This window comes from Paenibacillus sp. FSL H3-0286 (assembly GCF_045040705.1).
Lineage (GTDB): Bacteria > Bacillota > Bacilli > Paenibacillales > Paenibacillaceae > Paenibacillus_AQ > Paenibacillus_AQ odorifer.
The window spans coordinates 2,148,473-2,173,694 of record NZ_CP150285.1 but is presented as its reverse complement, the minus strand read 5'-3'; the positions used below and the strand labels follow the sequence as shown (position 1 = coordinate 2,173,694).

At 47.4% G+C, this 25,222-nt stretch carries 25 protein-coding genes; 13 read left to right on the top strand and 12 right to left on the bottom strand.

The window, feature by feature from the left end:
• Positions 1-52: 52 nt before the first annotated feature.
• The 3 genes from MHB37_RS09270 to MHB37_RS09260 are packed head-to-tail and all read right to left on the bottom strand — an operon-like array spanning position 53 to position 2,199.
• The gene (locus tag MHB37_RS09270) at positions 53-451 is read right to left on the bottom strand and encodes an FxsA family protein (protein ID WP_076124906.1); all 399 of its coding nucleotides are present in this window, start codon (positions 449-451) and stop codon (positions 53-55) included.
• Positions 448-975: a thioesterase family protein gene (locus MHB37_RS09265; RefSeq protein WP_038569667.1), complete on the bottom strand. Its 528-nt coding sequence runs from the start codon at positions 973-975 to the stop codon at positions 448-450. The genes MHB37_RS09270 and MHB37_RS09265 overlap by 4 nt, the downstream gene beginning before the upstream one ends.
• A gap of 39 nt (positions 976-1,014) precedes the next feature.
• A complete protein-coding gene (locus MHB37_RS09260) occupies positions 1,015-2,199 on the bottom strand; it encodes an MFS transporter (RefSeq protein WP_076191155.1) in 1,185 nt (394 codons plus the stop codon).
• Between the two features lie 127 nt (positions 2,200-2,326).
• On the opposite strand from MHB37_RS09260, the gene MHB37_RS09255 reads away from it, so the two are divergent.
• Positions 2,327-3,028 (top strand): G1 family glutamic endopeptidase, encoded by a 702-nt coding sequence (locus MHB37_RS09255; protein WP_076124905.1) that lies wholly within the window; start codon positions 2,327-2,329, stop codon positions 3,026-3,028.
• Positions 3,029-3,214: 186 nt separating this feature from the next.
• Here the strand turns inward: MHB37_RS09255 and pyk are convergent, their stop codons facing one another.
• The 6 genes from pyk to MHB37_RS09225 all read right to left on the bottom strand — a co-directional run bounded on the left by pyk (position 3,215) and on the right by MHB37_RS09225 (position 11,484).
• Positions 3,215-4,633, bottom strand: a complete 1,419-nt coding sequence (pyk, locus tag MHB37_RS09250) for a pyruvate kinase (protein WP_038569666.1) — start codon at positions 4,631-4,633, stop codon at positions 3,215-3,217.
• 330 nt (positions 4,634-4,963) lie between these two features.
• Positions 4,964-5,965, bottom strand: coding sequence for an acetyl-CoA carboxylase carboxyltransferase subunit alpha (locus tag MHB37_RS09245; RefSeq protein WP_036678900.1), 1,002 nt, complete (start codon positions 5,963-5,965; stop codon positions 4,964-4,966).
• A gap of 1 nt (position 5,966) precedes the next feature.
• Complete coding sequence (gene accD / locus MHB37_RS09240) at positions 5,967-6,860, bottom strand: acetyl-CoA carboxylase, carboxyltransferase subunit beta (RefSeq protein WP_076124903.1); 894 nt, start codon at positions 6,858-6,860, stop codon at positions 5,967-5,969.
• A gap of 72 nt (positions 6,861-6,932) precedes the next feature.
• Positions 6,933-7,121 carry a hypothetical protein gene (locus MHB37_RS09235; RefSeq protein ID WP_036678895.1) on the bottom strand — a complete coding sequence of 63 codons (189 nt, stop codon included), beginning with the start codon at positions 7,119-7,121 and terminating at the stop codon, positions 6,933-6,935.
• A gap of 146 nt (positions 7,122-7,267) precedes the next feature.
• Positions 7,268-7,768 (bottom strand): phosphatidylglycerophosphatase A, encoded by a 501-nt coding sequence (locus MHB37_RS09230; protein WP_036678892.1) that lies wholly within the window; start codon positions 7,766-7,768, stop codon positions 7,268-7,270.
• 74 nt (positions 7,769-7,842) lie between these two features.
• Complete coding sequence (locus MHB37_RS09225; protein ID WP_076191152.1) at positions 7,843-11,484, bottom strand: DNA polymerase III subunit alpha; 3,642 nt, start codon at positions 11,482-11,484, stop codon at positions 7,843-7,845.
• A 141-nt stretch (positions 11,485-11,625) separates the two neighbouring features.
• Here MHB37_RS09225 and MHB37_RS09220 point away from each other — a divergent pair, with 141 nt between their 5' ends.
• From MHB37_RS09220 to MHB37_RS09210, 3 genes are all read left to right on the top strand, one after another.
• Entirely contained in the window at positions 11,626-11,949 is a 324-nt protein-coding gene (locus MHB37_RS09220) for a YtrH family sporulation protein (protein ID WP_036678886.1), read from the top strand.
• A 5-nt stretch (positions 11,950-11,954) separates the two neighbouring features.
• Positions 11,955-12,455, top strand: a complete 501-nt coding sequence (locus MHB37_RS09215; RefSeq protein ID WP_038569663.1) for a DUF4044 domain-containing protein — start codon at positions 11,955-11,957, stop codon at positions 12,453-12,455.
• A gap of 83 nt (positions 12,456-12,538) precedes the next feature.
• On the top strand, positions 12,539-12,853 hold the full coding sequence (locus MHB37_RS09210) for a YtpI family protein (RefSeq protein ID WP_076124899.1): 315 nt from the start codon (positions 12,539-12,541) through the stop codon (positions 12,851-12,853).
• A 134-nt stretch (positions 12,854-12,987) separates the two neighbouring features.
• Here MHB37_RS09210 and MHB37_RS09205 read toward each other — a convergent pair whose 3' ends face one another.
• Positions 12,988-14,322 (bottom strand): DRTGG domain-containing protein, encoded by a 1,335-nt coding sequence (locus tag MHB37_RS09205; RefSeq protein ID WP_076124897.1) that lies wholly within the window; start codon positions 14,320-14,322, stop codon positions 12,988-12,990.
• A 300-nt stretch (positions 14,323-14,622) separates the two neighbouring features.
• Between MHB37_RS09205 and MHB37_RS09200 the strand changes: the two genes are divergently transcribed.
• A complete protein-coding gene (locus tag MHB37_RS09200) occupies positions 14,623-15,453 on the top strand; it encodes a hypothetical protein (protein ID WP_405169161.1) in 831 nt (276 codons plus the stop codon).
• Between the two features lie 123 nt (positions 15,454-15,576).
• Positions 15,577-15,717 (top strand): hypothetical protein, encoded by a 141-nt coding sequence (locus tag MHB37_RS09195; protein ID WP_175617313.1) that lies wholly within the window; start codon positions 15,577-15,579, stop codon positions 15,715-15,717.
• Between the two features lie 799 nt (positions 15,718-16,516).
• Here the strand turns inward: MHB37_RS09195 and MHB37_RS09190 are convergent.
• Positions 16,517-16,798, bottom strand: a complete 282-nt coding sequence (locus MHB37_RS09190; RefSeq protein ID WP_076202990.1) for a hypothetical protein — start codon at positions 16,796-16,798, stop codon at positions 16,517-16,519.
• 195 nt (positions 16,799-16,993) lie between these two features.
• Here MHB37_RS09190 and MHB37_RS09185 point away from each other — a divergent pair, with 195 nt between their 5' ends.
• Complete coding sequence (locus MHB37_RS09185) at positions 16,994-17,569, top strand: hypothetical protein (protein ID WP_076124891.1); 576 nt, start codon at positions 16,994-16,996, stop codon at positions 17,567-17,569.
• A gap of 135 nt (positions 17,570-17,704) precedes the next feature.
• Here the strand turns inward: MHB37_RS09185 and MHB37_RS09180 are convergent, their stop codons facing one another.
• The gene (locus MHB37_RS09180; protein ID WP_036683973.1) at positions 17,705-18,043 is read right to left on the bottom strand and encodes a YlbF family regulator; all 339 of its coding nucleotides are present in this window, start codon (positions 18,041-18,043) and stop codon (positions 17,705-17,707) included.
• A gap of 435 nt (positions 18,044-18,478) precedes the next feature.
• Between MHB37_RS09180 and MHB37_RS09175 the strand changes: the two genes are divergently transcribed.
• The 6 genes from MHB37_RS09175 to MHB37_RS09150 are packed head-to-tail and all read left to right on the top strand — an operon-like array spanning position 18,479 to position 25,163.
• Positions 18,479-19,846: a YheC/YheD family protein gene (locus MHB37_RS09175; protein WP_405169160.1), complete on the top strand. Its 1,368-nt coding sequence runs from the start codon at positions 18,479-18,481 to the stop codon at positions 19,844-19,846.
• Between the two features lie 10 nt (positions 19,847-19,856).
• Positions 19,857-21,023: a YheC/YheD family protein gene (locus MHB37_RS09170; protein WP_076124887.1), complete on the top strand. Its 1,167-nt coding sequence runs from the start codon at positions 19,857-19,859 to the stop codon at positions 21,021-21,023.
• Entirely contained in the window at positions 21,024-22,397 is a 1,374-nt protein-coding gene (locus MHB37_RS09165) for a YheC/YheD family protein (RefSeq protein WP_036683976.1), read from the top strand.
• A complete protein-coding gene (locus MHB37_RS09160) occupies positions 22,394-23,506 on the top strand; it encodes a YheC/YheD family protein (protein WP_036683979.1) in 1,113 nt (370 codons plus the stop codon). The genes MHB37_RS09165 and MHB37_RS09160 overlap by 4 nt, the downstream gene beginning before the upstream one ends.
• A gap of 26 nt (positions 23,507-23,532) precedes the next feature.
• The gene (locus MHB37_RS09155; protein ID WP_076124882.1) at positions 23,533-24,051 is read left to right on the top strand and encodes a GNAT family N-acetyltransferase; all 519 of its coding nucleotides are present in this window, start codon (positions 23,533-23,535) and stop codon (positions 24,049-24,051) included.
• Entirely contained in the window at positions 24,033-25,163 is a 1,131-nt protein-coding gene (locus MHB37_RS09150) for a YheC/YheD family protein (RefSeq protein ID WP_076184268.1), read from the top strand. Before MHB37_RS09155 ends, MHB37_RS09150 begins: the two co-directional genes overlap by 19 nt.
• The last annotated feature ends 59 nt before the right edge of the window (positions 25,164-25,222 follow it).

Here is a 25,222-nt window from a genome sequence, read left to right as displayed (position 1 = left end):
AGCGGGCTCCTATCAATGACAGGGGCCCGCTCTGTTTTTGTTTTGATTATGACTAGCGGCGGTAAAAGGTGAAGGTGCCGTTTTTCATCTTTTTCTCAATCCACTTCAGCAAAAATATACGATACAAAGGCCGAGTCAACGGAAACACCAAGGAGAAACCTACAATATCCGTTATGAAGCCAGGTAAGATCAGCAGTAAGCCACCGAAAAAAATGCATAGGCCATCCAGCATCGTCCGGCCAGGAACGCGTCCCTCCTGCATATGTGTTCTGCTGTCTTGCAGCACTTTATTCCCTTCGAAACGCATCATCAATAGTCCGATAACCGAGGTCGTCAACATAAGCAGCAGCGTTTTGAATGCTCCAAGTTGATCTGCTACAAAGATAAAGCCGAATAATTCCACGGCAGGAATGATAAATAATGCAGCCCACAACCATTTGCTTCTAATCATACAGAACCCCTTTCTTCCCGCAGCGCTCCTTTAATCGCGTGAAACAGCTCCGGAAGGGCTCTATCCAGCCTGGCAGGCTTCCATTCTCGATTCACCCAAACATGATTTGTCGAGCCGGTAACCAGCAGTTCCCCGGGGAGGTCCATCGACCGCAATTGTCCCAAAGTAGCCGCTGAACCCTCTAAATTCCTACCTTCTGCTTCCGAGAGCCTCCGCACCTGATACTCAAATGCGACTCTTAACGCCGAAAAGGTAGTCATTCGCGCATACACGGAGATAAGATCATCATATCGCGCCGGACTTTTAAATTGCAAATCGGCTGAGGTAACAGGCAGCAGCACTCCCTGATTCTCAAGCTCACGATAAGTAAAGCCAAGCTGACGTAACAACTCCGTACGGCCAGACTCAAACCAGTTCAAATAATTCGCATGATACACTACGCCCATCTGATCACTTTCCTGGTATCGAACACGCAGGGTAGACTCATACCACCGGCTTCGCAAGCCGTCTTGCTGTAATTCCATTTATAAATACTCCTTTCGGCATAGGCAGCAGGGAGAGCTTTAGGCCCGGGCCCCGTCTGAAGATAGCTTTGTCGTCGATAGTTTGCTTCGGGAGCTTCTGGCGACATAAAATAGCAGCATCGCTCCTGCAATTGAACTCAACATACAAGACAGGTTCATCACTTCTACGCCGCCTTGATTGAGCAAGAATCCATTTAATAAATTGCCAACAACACCGGCAAAACCCGAGAACACCATATTAAAAACACTTTGCCCAGTCGCCTGCATCTCGTTAGAGGTGATCTGAGATACATATTCAACGGCAGCAATATAAAAGAACCCGAATGACAGACCATGCAGTACCTGCACTCCAATCATTACGGATGGATAAGGGAAAGCCACCTGAATACCCCACCGCAAGACATAAATAAGTGCGCCAAGGAGCAGCGTCCGCTCGCGCCCCAGCTTTTTGATTACCTTGGAAGCAAACAGCATGGAGGGCACGTTCGTTACAGATGCGAGGAAAAGCGCAATTCCTGCATAACGAGTTGAACCTCCAACCGACTGAAACGCAATGACGAAGTAGGTTCCAAAAGCAGTCATCGTCTGGTTCACAAGAAAACTGCCACCCAAAAACGCTAGGAACACCCGATTCCCCAGCAGCTTTTTAACCCCCTGAGAAAACGATTGCCGCATCATATGATTCTCTTCTGCCTGCTTCGGCAGCGTCAATGCAATAAGAACCGCAATCAGATTAAACATAAGAAAGGGCAGCCATATCGTGGATACAGAGAAGGAAGATACGTACAATCCGCCTAAATAGGCTCCCACAGCCGCTCCAATGCTCATCATAAGCCTTATACTGCCATAAGTAGCCCCAGCCCTCTTCGCCGCTGAAATCGCGTAAGAATCGGCTATAGGCGCCTGTGTCGAGGAAAAGATTGTAGAGAGGGTATACACCAGCAGTAACACTATAAAATATTCCGAACGGTAAAAGACGGCTAATAAAGCCGGTATCGCCACACTTAGGATTAGTACCAAACGCGTCTGATTATACCGATCCGAGACAATTCCCCATATTGGCTGAATCGTGATCGCAATTAGCGTGCCTGTTGCCATTAGTATACCTATCTGCCCGCTATCAAGTCCATTGTGGACAAACAGCAGCGTTAGATATGAGCCAAATGAACCGCCGGCCAATCCTAAAAACAGATAAAAGCCACGCAGCTTCGATAATTTTTCCATTTTAAGCTACAAATCCTCTCCAGCTTCTTAATCAAGCATTGCACTCTCTTATATTTTAGCAGAACACCCGTACTTCCTATGTAATCACCGCATTTAATATAGCAGTACTATAAAGGCGGTGGACAAGTTGAATGATAAGCAAAATTCTAATCGGGTCAATCATCCATGTCTAAAAGACAAATCTAATTCGAACAAATTTCAAAGCTCCGGCTTCGGCTGGTCTTCAACAAACTGGAGCGGATATACGATCACTGGAAAAAAGGGGGCTTTTAACCGCATTGCCGGTGAATGGATCGTTCCATATGTAAAACCAACCTCTAAACCTTCCTATTCCTCTGCTTGGATTGGTATTGACGGTTTCAAGAACAGCAGCCTGATCCAAACGGGTACAGGCCATGAATTCGTAAATGGCCGTGCCCGGTATTACGCTTGGTGGGAAATCCTACCTGATGTCGAAACGGTAATTCCCCTTCCAGTGAGCCCTGGAGACCATATAAAAGCGAACATCACGAAGGTAGGCCGCAACAAATGGACGATTACGCTCCGCAATTTGAGCCGAAATTGGATTTTTCGAACATTACAGCGATATACCGGACCACAAACCTCTGGTGAATGGATTATGGAGGCTCCCGAGGTAGACGGCTCGATCGCAAAGCTGGCGCGTGTCTCCCCTACTTGCTTCTATTGCTGTCGAATTAATGGCAAAAGTCCGAGGCTCACTCTCAATATGGGAGGAATCATGGTGCAAAATAACGCTACTATCGCCGTTCCTTCTTGTCCAAACCATCGTGGGGATTCTTTTACTGTCAAACGAACATACCCCAAATAAAAATACTCGAACCTATCATTCAAGATTTGTTACTAACAGCATAAATGGATTTAACATAATCTTCAATCGAATATGTTGATAAACACGAAAAAAAGGGCTGCCTCGCTTGTAGATTTTCACTACAGTTGAGACAACCCTTTAATTAAGCTTTATGGAACCTGTTAAACAGGTGAAGCCAATCGAGAACTACTCGATTGTGCTTACTTTTACCAAGTTAGTGGAACCAGAACGTCCAAGTGGAATTCCTGCAGTAATCACAACTAGGTCACCAGTTTGAACCAGACCGGAATCCTTACCACCTTTGATTGCTGTTTCCAGCAGCTCATCTGTGGAAGATGCAACTTGTCCGAACACTGGCGTTACGCCCCAAACGAGGGACAATTGACGCATAGTTCTTTCTTGTGTTGTAACGGCAATGATTGGTGCTTTAGGACGGTATTTGGAAACAACGCGTGCAGTATGACCTGTTACAGTCGAAGAAATGATAGCCTTAGCGTTCAGATCCAAAGCAGAAATTGCAACGGATTGGCTGATTGCTTCTGTAACTGTAGTTTCTTGTGCAGTTTGTTGTTTCATGAAGATTTCATGGTGGTTCAGAGCGGATTCCGCTTTCTCAGCAATGCGGGACATTGTAAGTACGGATTCTACTGGATATTTACCAGCAGCAGTTTCTCCGGAAAGCATGATTGCATCTGTACCATCTAAAATAGCGTTTGCTACGTCACTTGCTTCAGCGCGAGTAGGACGTGGGTTGCGTTGCATGGAATCCAACATTTGTGTAGCTGTGATTACTGGTTTACCAGCAACGTTACATTTTTGAATCATCAATTTTTGAGCCAAAGGTACATCTTCAGCTGGGATTTCAACACCAAGGTCACCACGAGCAACCATCAGGCCGTCAGAAGCTTCTAAAATTTCATCAAGGTTGTCAACACCTTGTTGGTTTTCGATTTTGGAAATGATTTGGATGTGAGAAGCGTTGTTTTTCTCAAGCAGCTCACGAATTTCCTGAACGTCGCTAGCTTTGCGAACGAAGGAAGCGGCGATAAAATCGATGTCCTGTTCGATACCAAAAAGAATATCGTTGGTGTCTTTTTCCGTAATACCCGGCAAGGAGATGTTTACTCCTGGTACGTTAACGCCTTTCTTGCTCTTAATCGTACCACCGTTTACAATACGGGTCTTGATTTCTGTACCTTGAATGTCGACAACTGTCAAACCAATCAGACCGTCATCAATAAGGATTGTGGATCCTACTTGAACATCGTTAGGAAGTTCGCTGTACGTGATGGAAATACGATCTTGATTACCAAGGATCTCTTCCGTAGTCAGTGTCAGGTACTCGTCCTGAACAAGTTCAATCGGTTCTACTTCCAGCTTGCCTGTGCGAATCTCCGGTCCTTTAGTATCGAGCAGGATAGCAACTGTTTTGTTCAGTTCCTTAGATGCTTGACGGATCGTATTGATCCGAGCACCGTGCTCTTCGAAATCGCCGTGGGAGAAATTCAGACGGGCCACATTCATACCAGCCAAAATCAATTTTTTGATATTCTCCAACGATTCACTCGCAGGTCCGATCGTACATACAATTTTACTTTTCCGCATTAGGTTTTCCTCCGTTTTTTCGTTCTCTCTGTCTCACTTTTTCCAACTACAAAATCTACTACAAGGCTAACTAATAAAATAGGAACTTTGTCACATGTGCCTTTAAGTACGCCCTTATGAATATTACTGCAAACCAGACACAAAATCAATGTTGTAGGCACTTTTGGGTGTAACTTTAAGTCGAATTTTCTGTAAACATAAAAAAAATTAAAATAATCCCGTTAGTGGATCGAGATTATTTTAATTCCAATAAATTGTATATTTTACACTATATCCAAAAGACCCACTAAGTATAGCTATATGTCTTAAAGTGCAAATGATTTTGCACTTTTACACTTCTGACTTCACTTCTTCTTCAATAAAAATTTGTTCCTGCTGAGCCTCTGCAAACTCACCAATTTTACGGAATTTACGGTATCGATCATCCTTCAATTCCACTGAGTTCATCTGGGTTAGCTCCTGCAGATGCCGCCATAATGCATCCTTAATCGCCGCTGCCGTTGCTTCGTAATCCCGATGAGCGCCGCCTTTAGGCTCTGGTACGATCTCTTCTATAACTTCCATCTCAAGCAGATCAGCAGCCGTTATCTTCATGGCTTCTGCCGCTTGATCAGCCTTCGAAGCATCCTTCCACAGAATAGAGGCCGCTCCGTTAGGAGATATCGCCGAATAAATGGCATGTTCCAGCATGAGCACTCTATTTCCAACCGCCAATGCGAGGGCGCCACCGCTTCCGCCTTCACCGATGACCACACAGATTACAGGGACACCAAACTGAGACATCTCGCGTAAATTGCGGGCAATCGCTTCGGATTGACCTCTTTCCTCGGCTGTGTTGCCTGGGTATGCACCTTTCGTATCCACGAAGGTAATAATGGGACGTTTGAACTTGTCCGCTTGCTGCATCAGACGCAGCGCTTTACGGAAGCCCTCAGGGTGTGCACTGCCGAAGAATCGTAAAATATTCTCTTTGGTGTCTTTACCGCGCTGCTGGCCAATAACTGTAACCGGCAACCCATTTAGTTTACCGATGCCGCCTACAATAGCAAGATCATCCCCAAACATCCGATCACCGTGGAGTTCAATAAAATCAGTGAAGATCTGCCCCATAAGATCAAGGGAAGTCGGACGTCCTTGATGTCTAGCCAAATGCATTTTTTGCGAAGGAGAAATATTAGAATATATCTCTTCCTCCAGCACACGGTATCGTTCTTCCAGCCTAGCTACCTCGTCCGTAAAATCAATACCCTTCTCTTCGCCAAACTGCTTCAGTTCAGCAATCTTCTTGCGCATTTCTACCAGAGGCATTTCAAAAGGCAACTCTCCTGCCAACCTAAAATCCCCCTTTCACGTCATGCAGCTCCAAAATTTTAGTCAATGTAGCGCGCATTTCTTTGCGGTGCACGACCATATCAAGCAACCCATGCTGAAGATTAAATTCAGCGGTCTGGAAATCATCCGGAAGCTTCTGGCGAATGGTCTGCTCAATGACTATACGTCCTGCGAAACCAAATACCGCTCCAGGCTCTGCAATAATTATATCACCAAGGCTGGCAAAACTCGCAGATACTCCACCGGTAGTAGGATCCGTAATTATCGAGATGTAAAGACCTCCAACCTCGTTAAAACGAGCCAGCGCAGCGCTGGTCTTCGCCATTTGCATTAGACTAAGAATACTCTCCTGCATTCTCGCTCCACCTGAAGTAGAGAAAATAAGGAGTGGAAGCTGTTGCTCTGTGGCCTCTTCTATCGCACGGGTGATCTTCTCCCCTACTACAGAGCCCATGCTGCCTGAGAAAAATTCAAAATTCATCACAGCTACGATGACTGGATGGCCACCAATGGAACCCTGACCCGTAATTACGGCTTCAGTTTGTCCAGATTTCAGCTGCTGTTGCTCCACTTTGGAAGCGTAACCCGGAAATTTCAGCGGGTCGATAGAATACATTTCACTGTCAAACTCAATAAAGCCCTCAGGGTCTAATGTCATTGCAATGCGCTCCACAGCATTTAGGCGCAAGTGGTGACCACAATTAGGACATACCTTTAGGTTCTTCTCTAATTCCTTACTATACTGGATCGTTCCGCATTTATTACATTTGCTCATTAATCCTTCAGGGATTTCACGTTTGGGGCGTTCGCCTTCCGCAGGCCCGCCGCTCCGCTCCAGACGTTCTGAAGGAATAGTCGCGTACTTCCGTTTCTTCTGAAATAAATCTTTGAACACACCCGCACCTCTTCAGCCGTTTATTTGCGTTATGCAGCTTGCCGCTGTCATGACTTTTGTCTTGTAAGAAACTCAGGGATGCAGAATAAGATTAAGGACTTCCTGTACTTCCTCCAGCTCACCTGAAGGAACCAATATCTCAAACTGCTGCTTGGACATATTGATTGGACGGCATTCTACCAAAAAACCTTCTTCTGTCAGCTTACTCTTAATCATATCCGCCACTCTGGCGGTCGGCGCGATATATATTACCGTCCACATGCCCTGCAAGGCCTCCCCAATCTTAATTCCCAGCCGTATCCCGTATAATGGAATTATGATAACACAGTTTTCTTTTTTCCCGCAACAGGAGTAGGGCATAGGAAGCAAGACTGAGGAACTTGTTCAAACGAAATAAAGGGGCTCAATTATTCCTTGTCCGTGCCTAAAGGATATACTTTTGCCCCTTCATGCCGATGAGCAATTCTGGCGGAAGCGGCGGCAGCAATGCCGGCAACAAGGTCATCCAAGAATACATGAATCCTACCTTTATCATCGTTCAGTTCACCAATGATTCCAAGCTTTATTTTGTCCAAATACCCAAAACCTGTCAGTCCGATCATCCCATATACCCCTGTAATACCAAGTGCCAGAGTCTCGTCCGCTCCGTAGAGGGATTCATCAGCCTCCATTACCGCCTGCAGCGGCTGTGGAAGCAGTTTTTTCTCGGCTAATTCATCAAGAGCAACACCTGTCATTAAAGTATACTGCACTTCTCTTTTGCCCAAAACAGACTTGACGCTGGACAGACATTCATCCTTGGTTAAACCAGGATAATAAACCGATTGTAAAATATATACGATTTCAGCAATGGAGGAAAGTGATACACCTCTGCGTTCCAACAGATCTACTGCCATTTGATAGGACATGCTGCGACTCCCCTTTCCGTACAGGGATGTGCCCTGTGGTTTCCTAATGTATGCGGAAAAGGGGAGAATTGTTCTTATTTTATTCTTACCGTACCTGCACCCAGCATAACCTCGATCGCCGCGAAAAGTTCCTCGGACGGCTTAATTCGATAATTATCGCTAAGAGCTAGGAGCTTCTGATCCTGTTCATAGAACAGAAGCGTCGCAGCTGGACCGGGATGATTCTGCAGCAGCTCTTTCAGGCGCGACAGCAACGCTGCATTCTCTGAGGCCGGCGTGATCTTGATAAAGACACGCTGGCCTGAGGTCGCCGCTGTTGCTGGCGCGGCCTGTGCAGGTGTTGCAGGCGGCGTTGTGCCGCCTGCTGGCCTGGCAGCCGGACCAGTGGCGGCACCGCTGGTCCGGGAAGCAGGAGCTGCGCCGCGTGGCGGCGCTCCTGCCGAGGCCGAGCGTCCCGCGCTGTACGAGCGGGACGCGGCGGCACTGCGGCGCTGCAACAGCCCGCGGAGAGCCTCCGCAGACAGCAGCGCCACTTCCTCGGCCAGCAGCTTGAAGCCTTCGTCTTCCTGCTGAACCTTAGCGCGCAAGGCCAGCAGCGCGCCCTTGGCAATCAAGCTGCGGCTTCGCTTCCACACCTCAGGGAAGAGTACGACCTCGCAGCGCTCGATCTGATCTTCCCATTCGACGAAGGCCATCGATTTTCCTTGCTTCGTCGTAATTTCCTTAACGGATACTACCATTCCGGCCGTAACCGTCTGGCTCTCATCCGCGGCTTCACCAAGATCCATCAGCCGCTGCATGCCGGGCTCCTCAAGCAGTTCCGCGCTATCATCAAGCGGATGGCCCGAAAGATATAACCCCAGCAGCTCACGTTCCATCTCCAGCTGCTGGCCAATGGTGAACTTAGGGATATCCGGATAGCGGATTTCCCAGTTCGGTGTCTCCACCAAATCGTCGAACAGCTGGATTTGCAGTTCATCCCGCTCCTTGCGCCATTTCAGCGCAGCGTCAACCGTCTCGTCCAGCATAGCCAGCAGCTGGGCGCGATGACCCGGCAGACAGTCAAAAGCTCCCGCCTGCAGCAAAGATTCCACTACCCGCTTATTGCAGACCCGCAGGTCCACACGTCGACAGAAATCTAGCAGACTGTCGAACGGCCGCTCCTTGCGGACCGCCATAATGTTCTCCACTGCCAGCGTGCCGACGTTCTTAATGGCTGCGAGTCCAAAGCGGATATGCCCGGTTCCGGTTCCTTCGCCTGGAACCGGAGTAAACAATACGCCGCTCTCGTTCACATCCGGCGGCAACACGCCGATGCCTGTGCGGCGGCAGTCCAGCACATACTCCGCTACCTTGCGGTGAGTGCCCATTACAGCGGTCAACATAGACGCCATAAACTGCACCGGATAATGTGCCTTGAGATAGGCTGTCTGGAAAGCCAGTACTCCATAAGCCGCGGCATGAGCACGCGGGAAGCCGTAATCAGCAAAGCGCACGATCATGTCATAAACAGCATTTGCATCCGTTTCATTATACCCCTGCTGTAAGCTGCCTTGAACAAAATGGCTCCGTTCCTTATCCAGCGTCTCACGTTTTTTCTTTGAGACCGCTCGACGGAGCAGATCCGCTTCTCCTAACGAGAAGCCCGCCATCAGAGAAGCAATCTGCATGATCTGTTCCTGATACACAATGATCCCATAGGTGTCCGCTAAAATAGCCTTCAAATCAGAATGTGGATACTCTACTTCAATCTCACCGTGTTTGCCTGCTATATATTTCGGGATAAATTCCATCGGACCGGGACGATACAGCGCTAGAACCGATACAATATCTTCAAAGCCGTTAGGCTTCAGATCTTTAAGTACTCGTCTAACGCCCGCCGACTCCAGCTGGAAGACCCCTGTTGTCTCACCAGCCCCAAGCATTTCATACGTAGCTGGATCATGATCTGGGATAACACGGAAATCCGGAACACTTCCGCTCATTTCTTTAATCGAATTCATGCAGCGTTCGATAATCGACAACGTGCGCAAACCCAGAAAATCCATTTTCAACAGCCCGACGCTCTCCAAATGCTCCATAGAGTATTGGGTTAACGCCGTACTTTCGTTACCTTCCTGAAGTGGGACTGCATCGGTCAACGGACCCTTCGAGATAACAACCCCCGCTGCATGTGTCGAAGCATGGCGGGGCATGCCCTCCACCTTCATAGCCATATCCAGCAGCCCTTTTATCTTTGGATTGCTATCATACAGTGCTTTAAGATCTGGTGTACTCTCCAGCGCTCTGGCAAGGCTGATCCCTAGTTGACCAGGTATAAGCTTGGCAGCTTTGTCTACCTCGTTATAAGGCAAGTTCAGCACCCTGCCTACATCACGAACGGCAGCCCGTGCAGCCATAGTTCCGAAAGTAATAATTTGTGCCACATGTTCTTTGCCGTATTTCTCCACTACATAACCAATAACCTCATCACGCCGTTCATCACTAAAATCGATATCAATATCCGGCATGGTGATCCGTTCTGGATTTAGAAAACGTTCAAAGAGCAAGTTATATTTCAATGGGTCCACGTCAGTTATTCGCAAAGAGTATGCGGTGAGACTACCCGCGGAGGATCCCCGTCCGGGTCCCGTAGCAATTCCCTGACGATGACAATAAGCAATAAAATCCCACACAATTAGAAAATAATCGCTGAAGCCCATACTCTCGATAACGCCCAGCTCATAGGTGAGACGCTTCTCAGCCGTCTCTCTTTGCTCAGGTGTAGTCCATTGCGGTGTATCTATATATCGTTCCTCCATCCCCTTCCAGCACAGCTCACGCAAATAAGCAGCGGAATCCATGCCTTCAGGGAGCGGAGAATAGGCAGGCAGAATATGATTGCCGAAGGTCAGCTCCAAGTTACATTTTTCTGCGATGAATAAGGTATTGGCGATAGCCTGCGGCACATGCGGAAACAAGGCCGCCATTTGCTCGTTGCTTTTTAGAAACAGCTGATCTGTTCCGATCTTGAGACGTTCCTCATCATCCACCGTTTTGCCTGTTCCGATGCAGATCAGCACATCCTGAACCTCAGCATCTTCCTTCGCTAAATAATGGACATCATTCGTCACCACAAGTGGAATTTCACAGTCCTCGGCAAGGGCGATCAGCTTGGGATTGACTCTCTTTTGCTCGGAGATCCCGTGGTCTTGCAGCTCCAGATAGAAATCTTCGCCAAAAATCGCCTTATATCGCAGCGCAGCCTTGCGCGCCTCCTCATCACGTCCATGCAGCAGATGCTGCGGCACTTCTCCGCCAAGACAAGCACTAAGACAAATAATCCCCTCTGAATGAGCTGCCAGCACTTCCATATCGATCCGGGGTTTATAATGATGGCCTTCCAGATGGCCGATAGAGATCAGCTTCATCAGGTTCTTGTAGCCGGTTTCATTCTTGACGAGCAGAATCAAGTGGTAGATCGGTTGATCTTTTCGACTGCCCCGCTCACGGCGTGAACCCGCGGTTAAATAAGCTTCACAGCCAATAATCGGCTTGATTCCATTCTCTTTACACGCTTTATAAAAGGGGATGGCCCCGTACATCACTCCATGATCCGTAAGCGCCAGCGACTTCATGCCGTATTCGCTGGCCCGGCGCACGAGATCGGTAATGCGCGCCGCCCCGTCCAGTAAACTGTATTCGCTGTGCACATGCAAATGCACGAAAGGGCTCATAACCCCACTTCCTCTCTACTGCAAAAATCAAACATAAGATGAAACTATTTTATCATATTAAAGGGGGACCCGCCCATAGAATGGATTAAGAGCATAAGGACAGGCAAAGCTTGTAAATGCCTCGTCCGGGAAGGGGCCTGTATGAGCATTTTTATGAGCAAAGCTATCCTCGACTTCTTTATCGCCTTCGGCATCGTGCTTGGCGGAGCTATGCTCGGCGGAATCGGCGCCGTTGTATCCCTGCAACCGCCGACGCAAACGATGCTGGATGTGGCAGATCGGATTAAAATATGGGCACTAGCAGCCGCTGTAGGAGGTACTATGGACCCCTTACGGGTCATTGAAAGCAACATGATTGGAGGCAACCTCTCCCCCGCCATCAAACAAATCATGTATCTTGCCTTCGCTTTTCTAGGAGCCCATATGGGCAGTGAGCTAGTAAAATGGGTGTGCGGCAGGGGGTAACGCCAGTGAGAGTTCCACCATTCAGTCGTTTTCGCAGATTCACCCAGATCTCCGCTATATTCATGCTAGGGATCGTCGTAGGAGCTGTCATATACAATGCTATTTACCATGTAGGATATAACGTATTATGGCTGCATAATCAAGATCTGCGTGTACAGATCGAGCAATATCAAAAAGATATTCAGACACTCAAAAAATACAATAATACCTCAACCGTGATCAGAGAAATCAAAATTCGATCGGAGGAAAGCAAATCCAAAGAAGATACCCCACTTGACCCCGTAACTGTAAAATTAATCATAAGCCAAATGGGTTCAGATCTGGAACCGATGCGCGGCCGCAGCATGTTCGATATTGATACAGACAGCAAACTGGTTAGACTGCTGTTGGATGGTAAGCTATACATTGTGCGTGACAAGGAATACTCTGTCAAAATCCGAACCATGCTCGTCATGGAAGGCGTCCTGCAAATCTGGGTAGAAATCAGTCCTTTTAAGCGCAGCTGACAGCCATCGTGTGATACAATAATGGACAGACGTGGAAATTACTTCTTGGCTACTGCAAGACACGATAAAGGAGCTGGCTGTCCATGGTTTTATTTATCAAGTATTTATTGTTTATCCTGCTGGTGATCTTTGTAATCGGTGCCGCTGTGTTCAGCATATCCTCCCGCCGTGCCTTAAATCCCCAAGATAAAGGGCTGAAACGCTCCGTCATGAATGTGATGCTCGGTGCTATGCTCGTAACGCTGTCCTTGATATCCATGTTTTTGTTTCGCGGCTCTACCGTTAATATCATTGTTGAAGCTGCCTTTCTGCTGATTGGTGCGTTCAACATCTTCTCGGGGCTACGCAGCTATAGTTTTTACAGCCGTAGTCGCAGCCGCAGCCAGGAACAACACTAGTCGAAAGCTTAGCTGCTGTTCTGACGGAATAGAAAGAATAAAATAGACTCCCCTCTCTTTCAATGATGAGGGCAGTCTATTTAGCATGTATACGATCCTATTTACCGTATGCTATCCAGCTAGCAAACCATTTTTTAGCCATGATCAATGGATTGCAGCATCAGAACAGCTTTGGCTACCAGAGTATCCGAGTGGCTGATCTCAATTTCAAGCTTACAGGTACGGCGGCTGATTTCGAGCAGTCTCGGCATTACAATGATCGCATGCTCGATCTGTACCGGTCGGATAAAATAAGTGGACATATTATCTAGTACATAATCATTTCCTGTGATGTCCTTAGCTGCTTTAAATGCCGAGAGCGTCATAAGCGTAGACAATATCCCTTCAGAAATCGTCCCAAGATCCGTGGCCATCTGCGGCGTAATAAAGCCATGGAAGAACAATCGTCCCTCTTCGTCCCGCTCATCCGCAAAACCATTCCAAATGAGATGATCAAAAGTCTCTCCCAGCTGAGGTTGATTCCGGACATCGCGTAAGCTTTGCAGCACTTCTTTACGGGTTAGGGAGCCTACCAGTTTACGGTTACGGTCCACTATGGGCAGAAAATCCACGCCTTCCCACATCATGATCTGGGCCGCGGAGGCTAGTGAGGTTTGCAGTGCAGCCGTAACCGGACTGCGAATCATCGCTTTTTCAATGATCTGGCCTTCCGTCAATTCCTCTACATCGCGGCGACCGATAATGCCGATGACTCGGTTCCATTCATCCGTAACGGGAAAGCGCTGCTCTCCAGTTTCCTCAGAAACCTGTCGTAGCTCGCCGACGGTACTAGAGATTTTCAACGTATTCAGGCGCGGTTTGCTGTCGATAATATCCTCTACCAGCATAATTTTTTTCTTTATCAATCTATCAAAAATGGCACGGTTAATCATTGAAGCGACGGTAAACGTGTCATGTCTCGAAGAAATAATGGGAAGATCAAGCTCGTCTGCCAATGCCTTCACTTCACGGCTCGTCCCAAAGCCCCCTGTCACCAGAACCCCCGCACCCTGCTCCAGCGCTAGAGAGTGAACATCATCGCGGTTACCTACAATCAACAGACTGTCAGCGTCTATATAACGGATCATCGCATCGACCTTCATCGCCCCGATCACGTATTTATGCAGATGTTTATTTAGTCCACTTGCCCCGCCGAGCACATGCCCTTCAACAATATCAACTACATCGCCAAACGTCAGCTGCTCTGAAATGTTCCGAGGTTTCTTTTCTACACGAACTGTACCAATCCGTTCCTTCGTGATGACTATCCCGAGATTCTCAGCTTCCTTCACTGCACGGTAAGCAGTCCCTTCGCTGACTAACATTTCTTTGGCGAGCTTGCGAACAGATATTTTGGTGCCTACCTTAAGACCTTCAATATGCTGCAGCAGTTGCTCGTGTTTAGTAATCGCATCGCCTTGACCTTCCAACTGTTACACCCCCATGCTCCGATCTGTACTATACTGTACCTATTATACACGGATAGAATGGCTCAGTACAACCGATTCATAAGCTTCGAATTCGAATTTCACTCTCCTTACACAATCTACGATTAAGGTAGGTATTGCCACATAGTAAGTTTGAAAACCACCTTAAAATCGAATTTTTTGAAACTGAATATCTCTGATGCGTTTTAAGCTGACCTTAAAAATTCACTTCCTTTATTTAGCAACCTTTTCCTCTTTTTTATAGTCTGAGAATTAAAGAATGTGTAAAGGAGCATTGAAGAGATGAACAAGACCGCTTTATTACTACTTACTATTACTTTGCTTTTTATAGGACTGGTCGGCTGTGGAAATACGGGAAACGAAGTAAAACAAGCAGGCCAGATTGAGTTGGATGCAAATAATATAGTGTCTATTAACTTAATTGAAAAAAAACAGCCCATGGACACTATTTCGGATCCATCCTCGTTTGAACGTTTTGTTCAAGCCATAACTACTGCTGAATATGATAGAGGACAACTAGATATTGCTCCCAGCGATTACAGCACCACTGTGAACATGAAGGATGGCATAAGTTATGAGTTCTCTTTTTGGATCGGCGGAAGTAACAGTGGGTTACTTATTAAATCCGGACAAATGGGCCACTATCGTCTGTCAGATACCAGCAAAAAAGATCTATTGGACTTGTTTCAATCAACTTTTAAAGATAAGATTTCATCAGAAGACACTGCTAACCCACAGCCCCCAAGTGTTCAAGTTACTGTTGGCGGTGAGCGGTTCGAGGCTATTCAAGGCTCTTATTGCTGGAACGACAATGGCAAAGGCGTATGTGTGGATAAGGCTTCTTACGATGAATTGGTTTCCAAACAAAAGGTACATCCTAAAGCCATCAGCGGTGATCGGGTAGAACTCGAGTTCTCATATGCACCCAAAGAGATAGAGGTTATGGCTTCATTTCCCCGTGAGGAACGACCGGACGAAACCCTTTCTGTGGACAAAAATAGTTTTCAACTCGCAACAGGTAGCGGCAGACATCTGTATATCATCCATGCAAGATGGCCTCAGGGAAGCGCCAGTTATGTATTTGAAGTAGAATGCTCGGTCAGTAAAAAGTAATCGGTTTGTTTTTGCTCAACAATTGGCGGGATGGTCGCATGATGGTAGGATGGGAGGATCATATCCATCCTCTCTACGATCAGGAAAAAAGTTTATACTATCGACGTGAAAGGAGCTGAGCTTATGCAATTTCTTGTTATACTCGCGGTTCTCGTTCCTGCAGTGTGGTATTACGCAGCTCTCGGTAAACGGATATCTGCAGAAGAAAAGAAGGCTGGAAGAGATCTCACGAATGAGATCAATCCTTTTACGGGTGGAAAATAACATTTAGCCCCCTGCTAGCAATGCAGGAACATATTAAAGCCCACTGGCTTAGGCTAGTGGGCTTTTTCGTATGAGTGTGTCTTTTGGCGCGGCAGTCTACGTTATTTGTGTCTCTCTTTTCGCCACTTCTGTGCTTTCCGCAGCATTCTAAAGCATTTTTGCCTCTCTTCGCACCATTGCCGCGCTTTCCGCAACTTTCTGAGGCACTTATGCCTCTCTTCGCACCATTGCCGCGCTTTCCGCACATTCTAAGGCATTTCCGCCCCTTTTTGCGTCACTCCTACGCTTTCCGCAGCATTCTAAGGCATTTTTACCTCTCTTTTCGCGACTTCTACGCTTTCGGCGGCATTCTGAGGCACTTATGCCTCTCTTTGCGCCACTTCTACGCTTTCCGCAGCATTATAAGGCATTTTTGCCTCTCTTTTCTCTACTTCTGCAATTTCCGCAGCATTCTGAGGCACTTATGCCTCTCTTTTGGCTACTTGCGCGTTTTGCGCGGCATTCTACGGTATTTATACTTCTCTTTTCCCCACTTTTACGCTTTCCGCGGCATTCTAAGGCATTTTCACCTCTCTTTTCGCGACTTCTACGCTTTCGGCGGCATTCTGAGGCACTTATGCCTCTCTTCGCGCCACTTCTACGCTTTCCGCAGCATTCTAAGGCATTTTTGCTTCTCTTTGCGCCACTTCTACGCTTTGCGCAATATTCTAAGGCATTTTTGCCTCTCTTTGCACGACTGCCGCGCTTATTCGAGAGACCTGAAGCTAATCTAGCTTTTTAGTATCCGATGCCAACTCTATTATCTTTGCGAAACTCTAGTTTCTTCATTCCACTTTGTCTGCCATTGCTCCAGCTTTGCTTTTCGCACAGCTTCCAAACGTTTGGTCTTTTCTTCATCAACCCCGATAATAAAATGCAAATGTGCCGCAATGACCATAAACGCAAAAAGTGACCAGACGACTCCAAAACCAAACACCCAGCTCGGTCCATTCGCAAGCGAAAGCTTCGGCAGTGCATACAAAAGCATGGCCAACGCCAGCAACAAATAGATACCATGTTTGAACTTGTTTCTTTTTCTCATTAATAACAGCTCCTTCGTAGACAGGATATTCGATTGAATCTATATCTCTACTCTATGAACATGAGGCCCGTAATATGAGACAAGTCCATTAAAAAATATATACCTTTTCAAAATTATGTATAAAAGGTTAGCATTTATATAGCAAGAGATGCTTATATATGAGATGATGATTTCATTTAGGGAGGCGTTTTTGAATTGAATGCAGCTTATAATCATACCGAATACATAATTCGCAAAAAAGTATTTTCGATCATGGGTGCGAAACTTCATATTTTTGATAGCTCTGAGCAGCTTGTGCTCTATTCGCAAATGAAAGCGTTCAAGCTTAAAGAAGACATTGCACTTTATACGGATGAGTCCATGCAGAAGGAGCTTCTGCGCATAAAAGCCCGCAACGTGGTCGATTTTAGTGCTACTTATGATGTACACGATACAGAGTCCGGTGAGCATATTGGTGCTTTTCGACGTAAGGGTCTCAAATCTATTTTGAAGGATGAATGGATTATTCTTGACCGTCATGATCAGGAAATCGGAAAAATCAAGGAAGACAGCACCGCGATGGCTCTACTGCGCCGCTTCATCGCTATTATTCCGCAGAAATATAATATCGAGATGGATGATACTACGATCCCTGCATTCAAGCAAAATTTCAATCCATTTGTCACCAAAATTATGGCTGACTTCTCGGAGGATCGAAAAGGCAAGCTTGATCGCCGCTTAGGTTTGGCAGCTGGTATTCTTCTCTGCGCAGTCGAAGGTAAACAAGATTAGGTTGAGGTTGGGGTTGGGTTGAGATTGGGTCGAGCTTGAACTTAAGCTAGCCCTATAGTCACAGCCACAAGAAAGAGGGTGTTTCCAGAGCCACCGGCTTCGGGAACACCCTCTTTTGATTTTCATTGTTGAAATTTATTCGCCGTACAATTGAGACAAACTCTCGGTGATAATTTTATTTACATCCTCGATTACAACGCTCAGACGGCGTTCCGCATCGAACAGACGACGAATGCCAAGATTCAAGTTAAGCACCTCGAACAGCTTCTCCATCTTTTCCATTTCTTCCTGTGGAGGCATTTCTCCGCTCATCATCCGTTGTTGCAGCTCCATCTGACCTTGGCGGAAATTGTCCAGCATCGCTTTCGCTTCAGGATCTGTTTCTACGACCTTCATGGCATTTCTGATATCCGATACCTCGCTGCTCTCTTTAATGGCTTTCGCCAGTTCATGTGCTTTGTCGTGAATGCTCATTATGATTCCTCCTAAAAGTTTTGTTAGCGTACACTCCTCAGATCGTCTTCGTACAAAACTCACTTCGAAAGCTTACGCTTAAGTTTTGTTAGCGTACACTTCCTATCGTCTTCTTACAGAACTCACTTCGAAAGCTTACGCTTAGGTTTTGTTAACAGCCGCTTCCTGAATCTACTCTGCTCTAAAAACTCACTCCGAAAACATACGCTTAAGTTTTGTTAGCAGCCGCTTCCTGAATTCACGCTGCTTTAGTTTCCAATATTCGCTCATTCCATACTTGTTTCGCTTCTTGGGCCGAGCTTATGAAATGACTGGGCAAGGTTTTTAGCGGTTAGGTCAATCACCAAGGGTCATCTGTCTCCATATGATGAATGATATGTAACCCTTAGCTACCAAATTGCCGGCATCATGCTGCCTACCGGAAGGAGATCCACGATGTCCCAATTCAAGATCCCGGTCCATACGGTCAACTCGGGCATCCTGCAGGAAAACGCTATAATGCTTGGCGAAAAATCCATGAAAAGACTCAAAATCCCGTCTCACGGAACACTCCAGCTGGCATTCGGCTCTTTCCGGCAGGAGGTTACCATTATCTCAGCTCCCAAATCCGACATCCTGCGTGTAAGCGAAGGACTGGCGCGGCGGACCGGATGGAAACACCGACAAACCCTCAACGTTTCTTACAGCTCTGTAAGCCGCACCTTGCGGCTTGGACCGTTGATCGGCGTGCTCGTCAGTCGTGACCATCCAGATAATCTCGACAGGTTGTTTGGACCCATTACCATGTTCTGCCGGGAATTGACAAATGCCTGCCACACACAAGGCGCCTATGTATATTTCTTTACCCCGGAAGCGCTGGAAACACGCAGTTCTTCCATTCAGGGCTGGGTATACAACGAGGGTTGGAGAAAAATGAGTCTGCCCATTGCCGATGTAATCAACAATCGGTTAACGACGCGAAAGGTGGAGAATAAACCTAGCGTACAGCATTTTTTGGCGGATGTAAAATCACGATATGGAACGCATTTCTTCAACGAAAAATTTCTTGACAAGACAGAGGTATTTGAAGCTTTAGCGCAAGACCCTTCCCTGCAGCGGTATTTACCTGAGTCGCATGCGTTGAACGGCTTTGCCGTAATGAAGAAGATGTGCAGCCATTACCCAAGTGTATTTTTGAAACCTGTACGAGGCAGTCTCGGCAAAGGCATACTTCGTATCTCTAAAGAAGAAGGCGGAGGTTACCGTCTGTTGTCTACTACCTCCATAGGTACACGCAAGCAAAGCTACACCACTCTCGCTAAATTGTACCAGTCCATCGCTCCCAAAATGAAGACTACTCGATACCAGATTCAGCAGGGATTGCCTTTGATGGAGCTAGGAAGGCGGCCTGTAGATTTCCGGGCACTTGTTCAGAAGAATGGCAGCGGAAAATGGGGGGTTACCTCCATTGTCGCCCGCACCGCCGGAAGCAATCACTTCGTGTCTAATTTAGCTAGAGGTGGCAGTCTCAGCACTGTAAAAGAAGCGGTTAGCAAGAGCAGTCTTCCTCCGAGCGCAAAAGAAAACGTTCAGCTTCAGCTGCCCAGAGCAGCACTTGCCATTGCAAGAGGGGTCGAAACCTTTATCCCCGCTCATTTCGGAGAGCTCGGAATCGATCTGGCACTGGATCAATCAGGACGAATATGGCTCTTAGAGGTTAACTCCAAGCCCTCCAAGAACGATAATACACCGTTAAACGATCAAAAAATAAGACCGTCCGTCAAGCAAATGATTTTATATTGCCGCTACTTGGCCGGTTTATAAGGAGGACACGATGACTGAAACAGAAGTGGGGTTCCTCGGCATTATGACAGGCCGCCGCAACGGGAATCCACCGATCGCCGAGCCAGAGTTTTGCAGTCATTTATGCCGGGCAGCTCCTCTATACAACCTAAAAGTCCTCGTATTTCATCCAGACGGAGTAGCGGCAGACGGTTCCTCCATTACCGGCTATACCTGGAAAGATGGAAGCTGGCAGAATACTACTTCTTCACCGCCAGATATTGTCTATAATCGCTGCTTTTACGAAGGTCCTAAAGAAAGAAAAGAAGCTTCCGCTGCTCTCTCTACTCTTCATCGTTCCCTGCCTTGGTCTCGAGGTTTGCCAGATAAATGGGGTGTACATGAGATATTGAAGCGCGACCGGAGAGCAGCGGCAATACTGCCGGAAACTGTACTCTATACCGGTACCCGCAGGTTAAGTACAATGCTTGCTGAAAGAGAATATGGAGTCTTTCTAAAGCCCAAGGCCGGCACCCATGGCAAACGTACATTACATGCCATACTGCAGAACAGAGGCATGAGAGTTCGAGGGCGTGACGGAACAAATACACCCTTTCAATATGTTTTCGACTCACAGGCTGAAGGACTGAATTGGATTCATGAATTTATCGGCTCACGCCGCTATATTATACAGCCTTTCCTGCACCTAACGAATAGTAAGGGGCAACCGTTCGATGTGCGTGTATTGATGCAAAAGAATGGCCTTGGCCGCTGGACTCTTACCGGCATGGCCGTACGGCTGGGTAACCAAGGTTCGCTGACTTCGAACCTGCATGGCGGCGGAACAGCTGTTTCTCCCCTGCCTTTTTTGCTTGCTGAATATGGTCAGGGTGGAAAAGACATCATGCGTGAGCTTGCTGCAGAAGGTGCATACTTGCCTCCCCTACTGGAGGCTGCATGCGGCAGGCTTGGAGAACTCGGCCTTGATTTCGGTATTGATTCGAGCGGTCGGATTCATTTACTAGAAGCAAATTCCAAGCCAGGGCGCACGGTATTCCGGCTGACGGGCGACCGCCGGGCTGCTAAGCTCGCCGCCGAGAATCCACTGTCTTATGCGCGCCATCTACTGCTCACACAACGACGGATACCATCCCTATCTACGGGCAGCTCCGTTACAAACGGGAGAATGATAACAATGGTTCCTAAGGAGGATTCATAAATGAGTCTCACTTTTTGCAATGTGCATTTCACTAAGCAGCCCCAAAGAGTTGTATATGTATCAGGTGCACTGATGAAAAGCTTGAAGTTAACGGGGAAAAAAAATATACGCTTAAGGCTCGGTAAAGATGCCACCCCGACCATGATCAAGCCCATCAAGCGCGCCGGAAATCACCTATATCTCGCCTCAGGCGTAAAAAGCGCTATCAAGGTTCCGAAATCAGGTGGTGTCTATTTACGCAATCTACAGAATGACGAGGTGCAGCTAGGACCTTTAGTTGGCATATTGTCCGATGGTCCTGCTTCCTCGTCTCAGCCCTTCGGTTCTCGCACAGGGTTCATCAAGCAATTACTGCGGGAAGGCAGCAACAAATGTTATATATTTGCCTTTATGCCGCGTGACATCAACTGGCAACAGGAACAGGTCTATGGATATTTTTTGACTTCAAGCGGTAAGTTTGAACGAAAAATGGTCCCTCTACCTGATGTTGTCTATAATCGATTGCCCAGTCGGAGAGCTGAGACCTCACCCTATATCAACCAACTTCGCGAACGATTTATGCGGAAAAGAATTCCATACTTTAACTGGAGCTTTTTCAATAAATCCGATATCTATAAGCTTTTAGAAAATGATGGGGCGGCAAATCGATATGTACCTGAAACCCACAGCAATCCGTCCACGGAAAAAATGAGAGAAATGCTGGATCACCATCATTTTGTATACTATAAACCTTCTGCGGGAAGTCTGGGTCACGGCATTTACCGGCTTACCTATCTCCCGAAAAAGGGGTATTTTGCCCGCTACCGCCGCGGTGGAAAAAACGTTCTTTTACGCTTTACCACCTTTGAAGCCCTTATGCGTATGCTTCGTTCGCGTCACGGTCAAAATCTGCAAAATTATATAGTTCAGCAGGGAATACGTCTCATTGAAATAGATGGCTGCCCGATTGATTTCCGGTTCCATATGCATAAAAACGGCAGTAATCAGTGGATTGTAGTCGGCATAGGCGCTAAAAAAGCCGGCCGTGGCAGTGTCACCACTCACCTTAAAAATGGAGGAGCATTGCTTACACCTCAGCAAGCACTCGGACGTGTATTCGGCGCAAGAGCTGATGAAGTACTGCAGCGTGCAAAGACTACAGCCATCAAGCTGGCAGAATCACTAGAAGTCCAGCATCGTCATTTGCTCGGTGAAATTGGCTTTGATCTCGGAATTGATCAGGATGAAGACATCTGGATGTTCGAGGCCAACGCCAAACCAGGTCGTTCCATCTTCCGTCACCCTTCCCTGCGCGCTGAGGGCAAAGCTTCCATCGAGCACATTCTGGAGCATTGTCTATACCTCAGCAAATTCCGCAGGAGGGATGAGATGTGAGCACCCATAATCCGGAAGATACAAAACCTGTTATTGCCATACTGACAACCAGCGATAAAGTACGGCAATTTAATGGCAACCGCAGCAACTTCCGGGACATTATTCGCACAGGCAAAGAAATGGGATTTCTTGTCTACGTCGTCACTGTCCGTGACCTCAAGCTTGAGGAACGGATGGTGAACGGATATGTCCCATCGTCCAGCGGTAAAATCTGGTACAGCATTCCTGTACCTCTTCCACAAATCATTTATAACCGAATTCCCACCCGTGAGGATGAGGAAAAACCTGCTGTGGTACGTAAAATAGCTCAATGCCTGGAACATCCAGGCATTAAGCTATATAATCCATATTTTTTCAATAAATGGAGTCTCTTCGAATGGTTGAGGGGTTCGCACTCCACCTCAAAGCATGTTCCAAAAACGAGACGATTACGCAGTGCAAACACCCTTACTGCCATGCTGAACCAGCATACCAGCCTCTACCTTAAACCAGAGAATGGCAAAGCAGGAAAAGGAATTATGCGCCTAAAATATCGTGCAGATACCGCTTTGCCTTACCGGCTCCAAATTCAAAGCGGCAAAAAAAATGTGACGTACAAAGCAGCTTCCATGGACCGGCTCTGGGCAAGAATCGGAAAAGAAAAAGGAATCTCTCGTTATATTGTGCAGCAGGCTATTGAACTGGCGACTCATCGGGGAAGACCGTTTGATCTGCGGGTGCTGCTGCAAAAAAACAGCAGAGGCGGCTGGGGAGTCACCGGAATAGGTGCACGCCTCGCCGGTGCCCGAAGTATAACGACACATGTACCACGCGGCGGTAGTATTGAAGAGCCTGCCAGCATGCTGGAAAGTACATTTGGAACCGAAAGAGCAGCCATGATCCTGAAGAGTGTGCCTACAACCGCCCTTCTTATCGCTAGACAAATTGAAAGAGCTTCTGATTCTATGCTCGGAGAGATGTCGATGGATCTGGGTGTAGATGAGAATGGGGGACTCTGGTTCTTTGAGGCCAACTCCCGGCCGATGAAATTTGATGAACCCGCGATCCGCAAGCTGTCCCTAGAGCGAATCTTTCACTACGGCCAGCATTTAGCGCGCCAGTTTAAATAGAAATCATTAAAAGGATGTGACACAGCATGCAGATATCCTCCATCTATGACACAAATGCCAAACAGTGGAAATCACGGCTGGCTGGACTGCTTGAGTTTATAAGAGCGCATGGGGAGAAGCGAATCACAAACCAAGCTTGCAAAGTACTGGCCCGATTAACACCGGATCAGTTGTCAGAGCCGGGTATCTCGCTGCTTGTCGCCACCGTACGCGGTCAGAATGGGCGCCAGCTCGCAGGAGTCAGCTTCGTATCCGGATTCGGTGCAGAAGCCTGTCTTGTCGCTGTGCACCCCTTCTACCGGAATAGACATACCGGCACTGCCTTAATGGCTGCCCAGCTGAAACGCCTCGGGCATCTGCAATGCAGTGTTGCCTGCGACAATACTGCTAGCCTAAAGATGTGCTTCAATATCGGCCTTGCTGCCGACACACTTACCACTGGTCCTACCGGCAAGCCAACATTACTGCTCCGGTCACCCCATCATACCGGCAGCACTACTATTTCTCCACAAGAAGGTGAACTCCTGTGCCAGAGCCCGTCTTAGGCATTCTTACTTTATATATTAACGAAGCTAAGCAGCTTGAAGAAAAGGCCGTGTACCGGAGAATGATCGTCGAGGGCAAACGAATTGGCTTGGATGTCTTTGTGTTTACCCCCATGGATGTTCATCCCAGCAAAGAGCAGATCCATGCCCTTGTCTTTGATCCCAAGAGCGGAAAATGGTCACGCAAATGGCGTTCTTTTCCGAATATGATTTATGACCGTTGCCGTATTCAGCGCAGCTCACGCTTTCAGCAACTGCTTCGTTTCCGAGAACGCTACAATCATCTGTTATTTCTGAATCGTCCACTGCGCAACAAATGGACCATTCACCAAACATTTTCACAAAAAAGCCGTTTCCGGCAGCATATGCCAGAAACTTTACTCTATCAGTCCTCTGCCGACCTGCGCCGGATGCTGAAAACCAATTCAGTAGTCTATATCAAGCCGGCAAACGGCACAGGCGGACGTGGCATCCTCAGAATTGAGAGAATGAAGGATGGGCGTGGGGTATATGATATTCAAGGCCGTCGCCAGGATCGCCGAATCATTCCCACCCGTAAAGTCTCTTCTACTCGGCTGGATTCCATCGTACGGCAATGGTGTATCGGCGGACGTTTCCTTATCCAACAGGGGATCCCATTACGTCTGCCGGGCGGACGTTTCCATGATTACCGGATGCTCGTTCAAAAGAATGGGCAAGGTGTCTGGGAACTGACAGGTATGGCAGCACGGGTCGGTGCAGCGCGGAGTGTAACCTCCAATCTTCATGGCGGTGGTCATGCCGTTCGAGCGGAAACGCTGCTGAAGGAATGGCTGGGCAGTCAGGATAAAACCGATAAGGTCATGAAGACTGCCGAGAGGTTGGGCCTTGATGCCGCAGCCTTCTTGGAAGAAAGTTACGGAGCCTTATGTGAGCTTGCATTGGACCTCGCCATTGATCGCGAAGGTAAAATTTACGTGCTGGAGGTTAATCCCAAGCCCGCCCGTGAAGTGTTCGCAAGATCAGGTGACGGAACCACATACCGCAAAGCCCTGATTCGCCCTCTAGAATACGCGCTGTGGCTCTACAATAACAAAGGAACCCCGAGCACAGCTAAAACGACTGAGGAATAAAAATTATCATAGTAGTCATCAAAAAAAGACGCCACTAGCTCGTATTAATACGGAGCCTA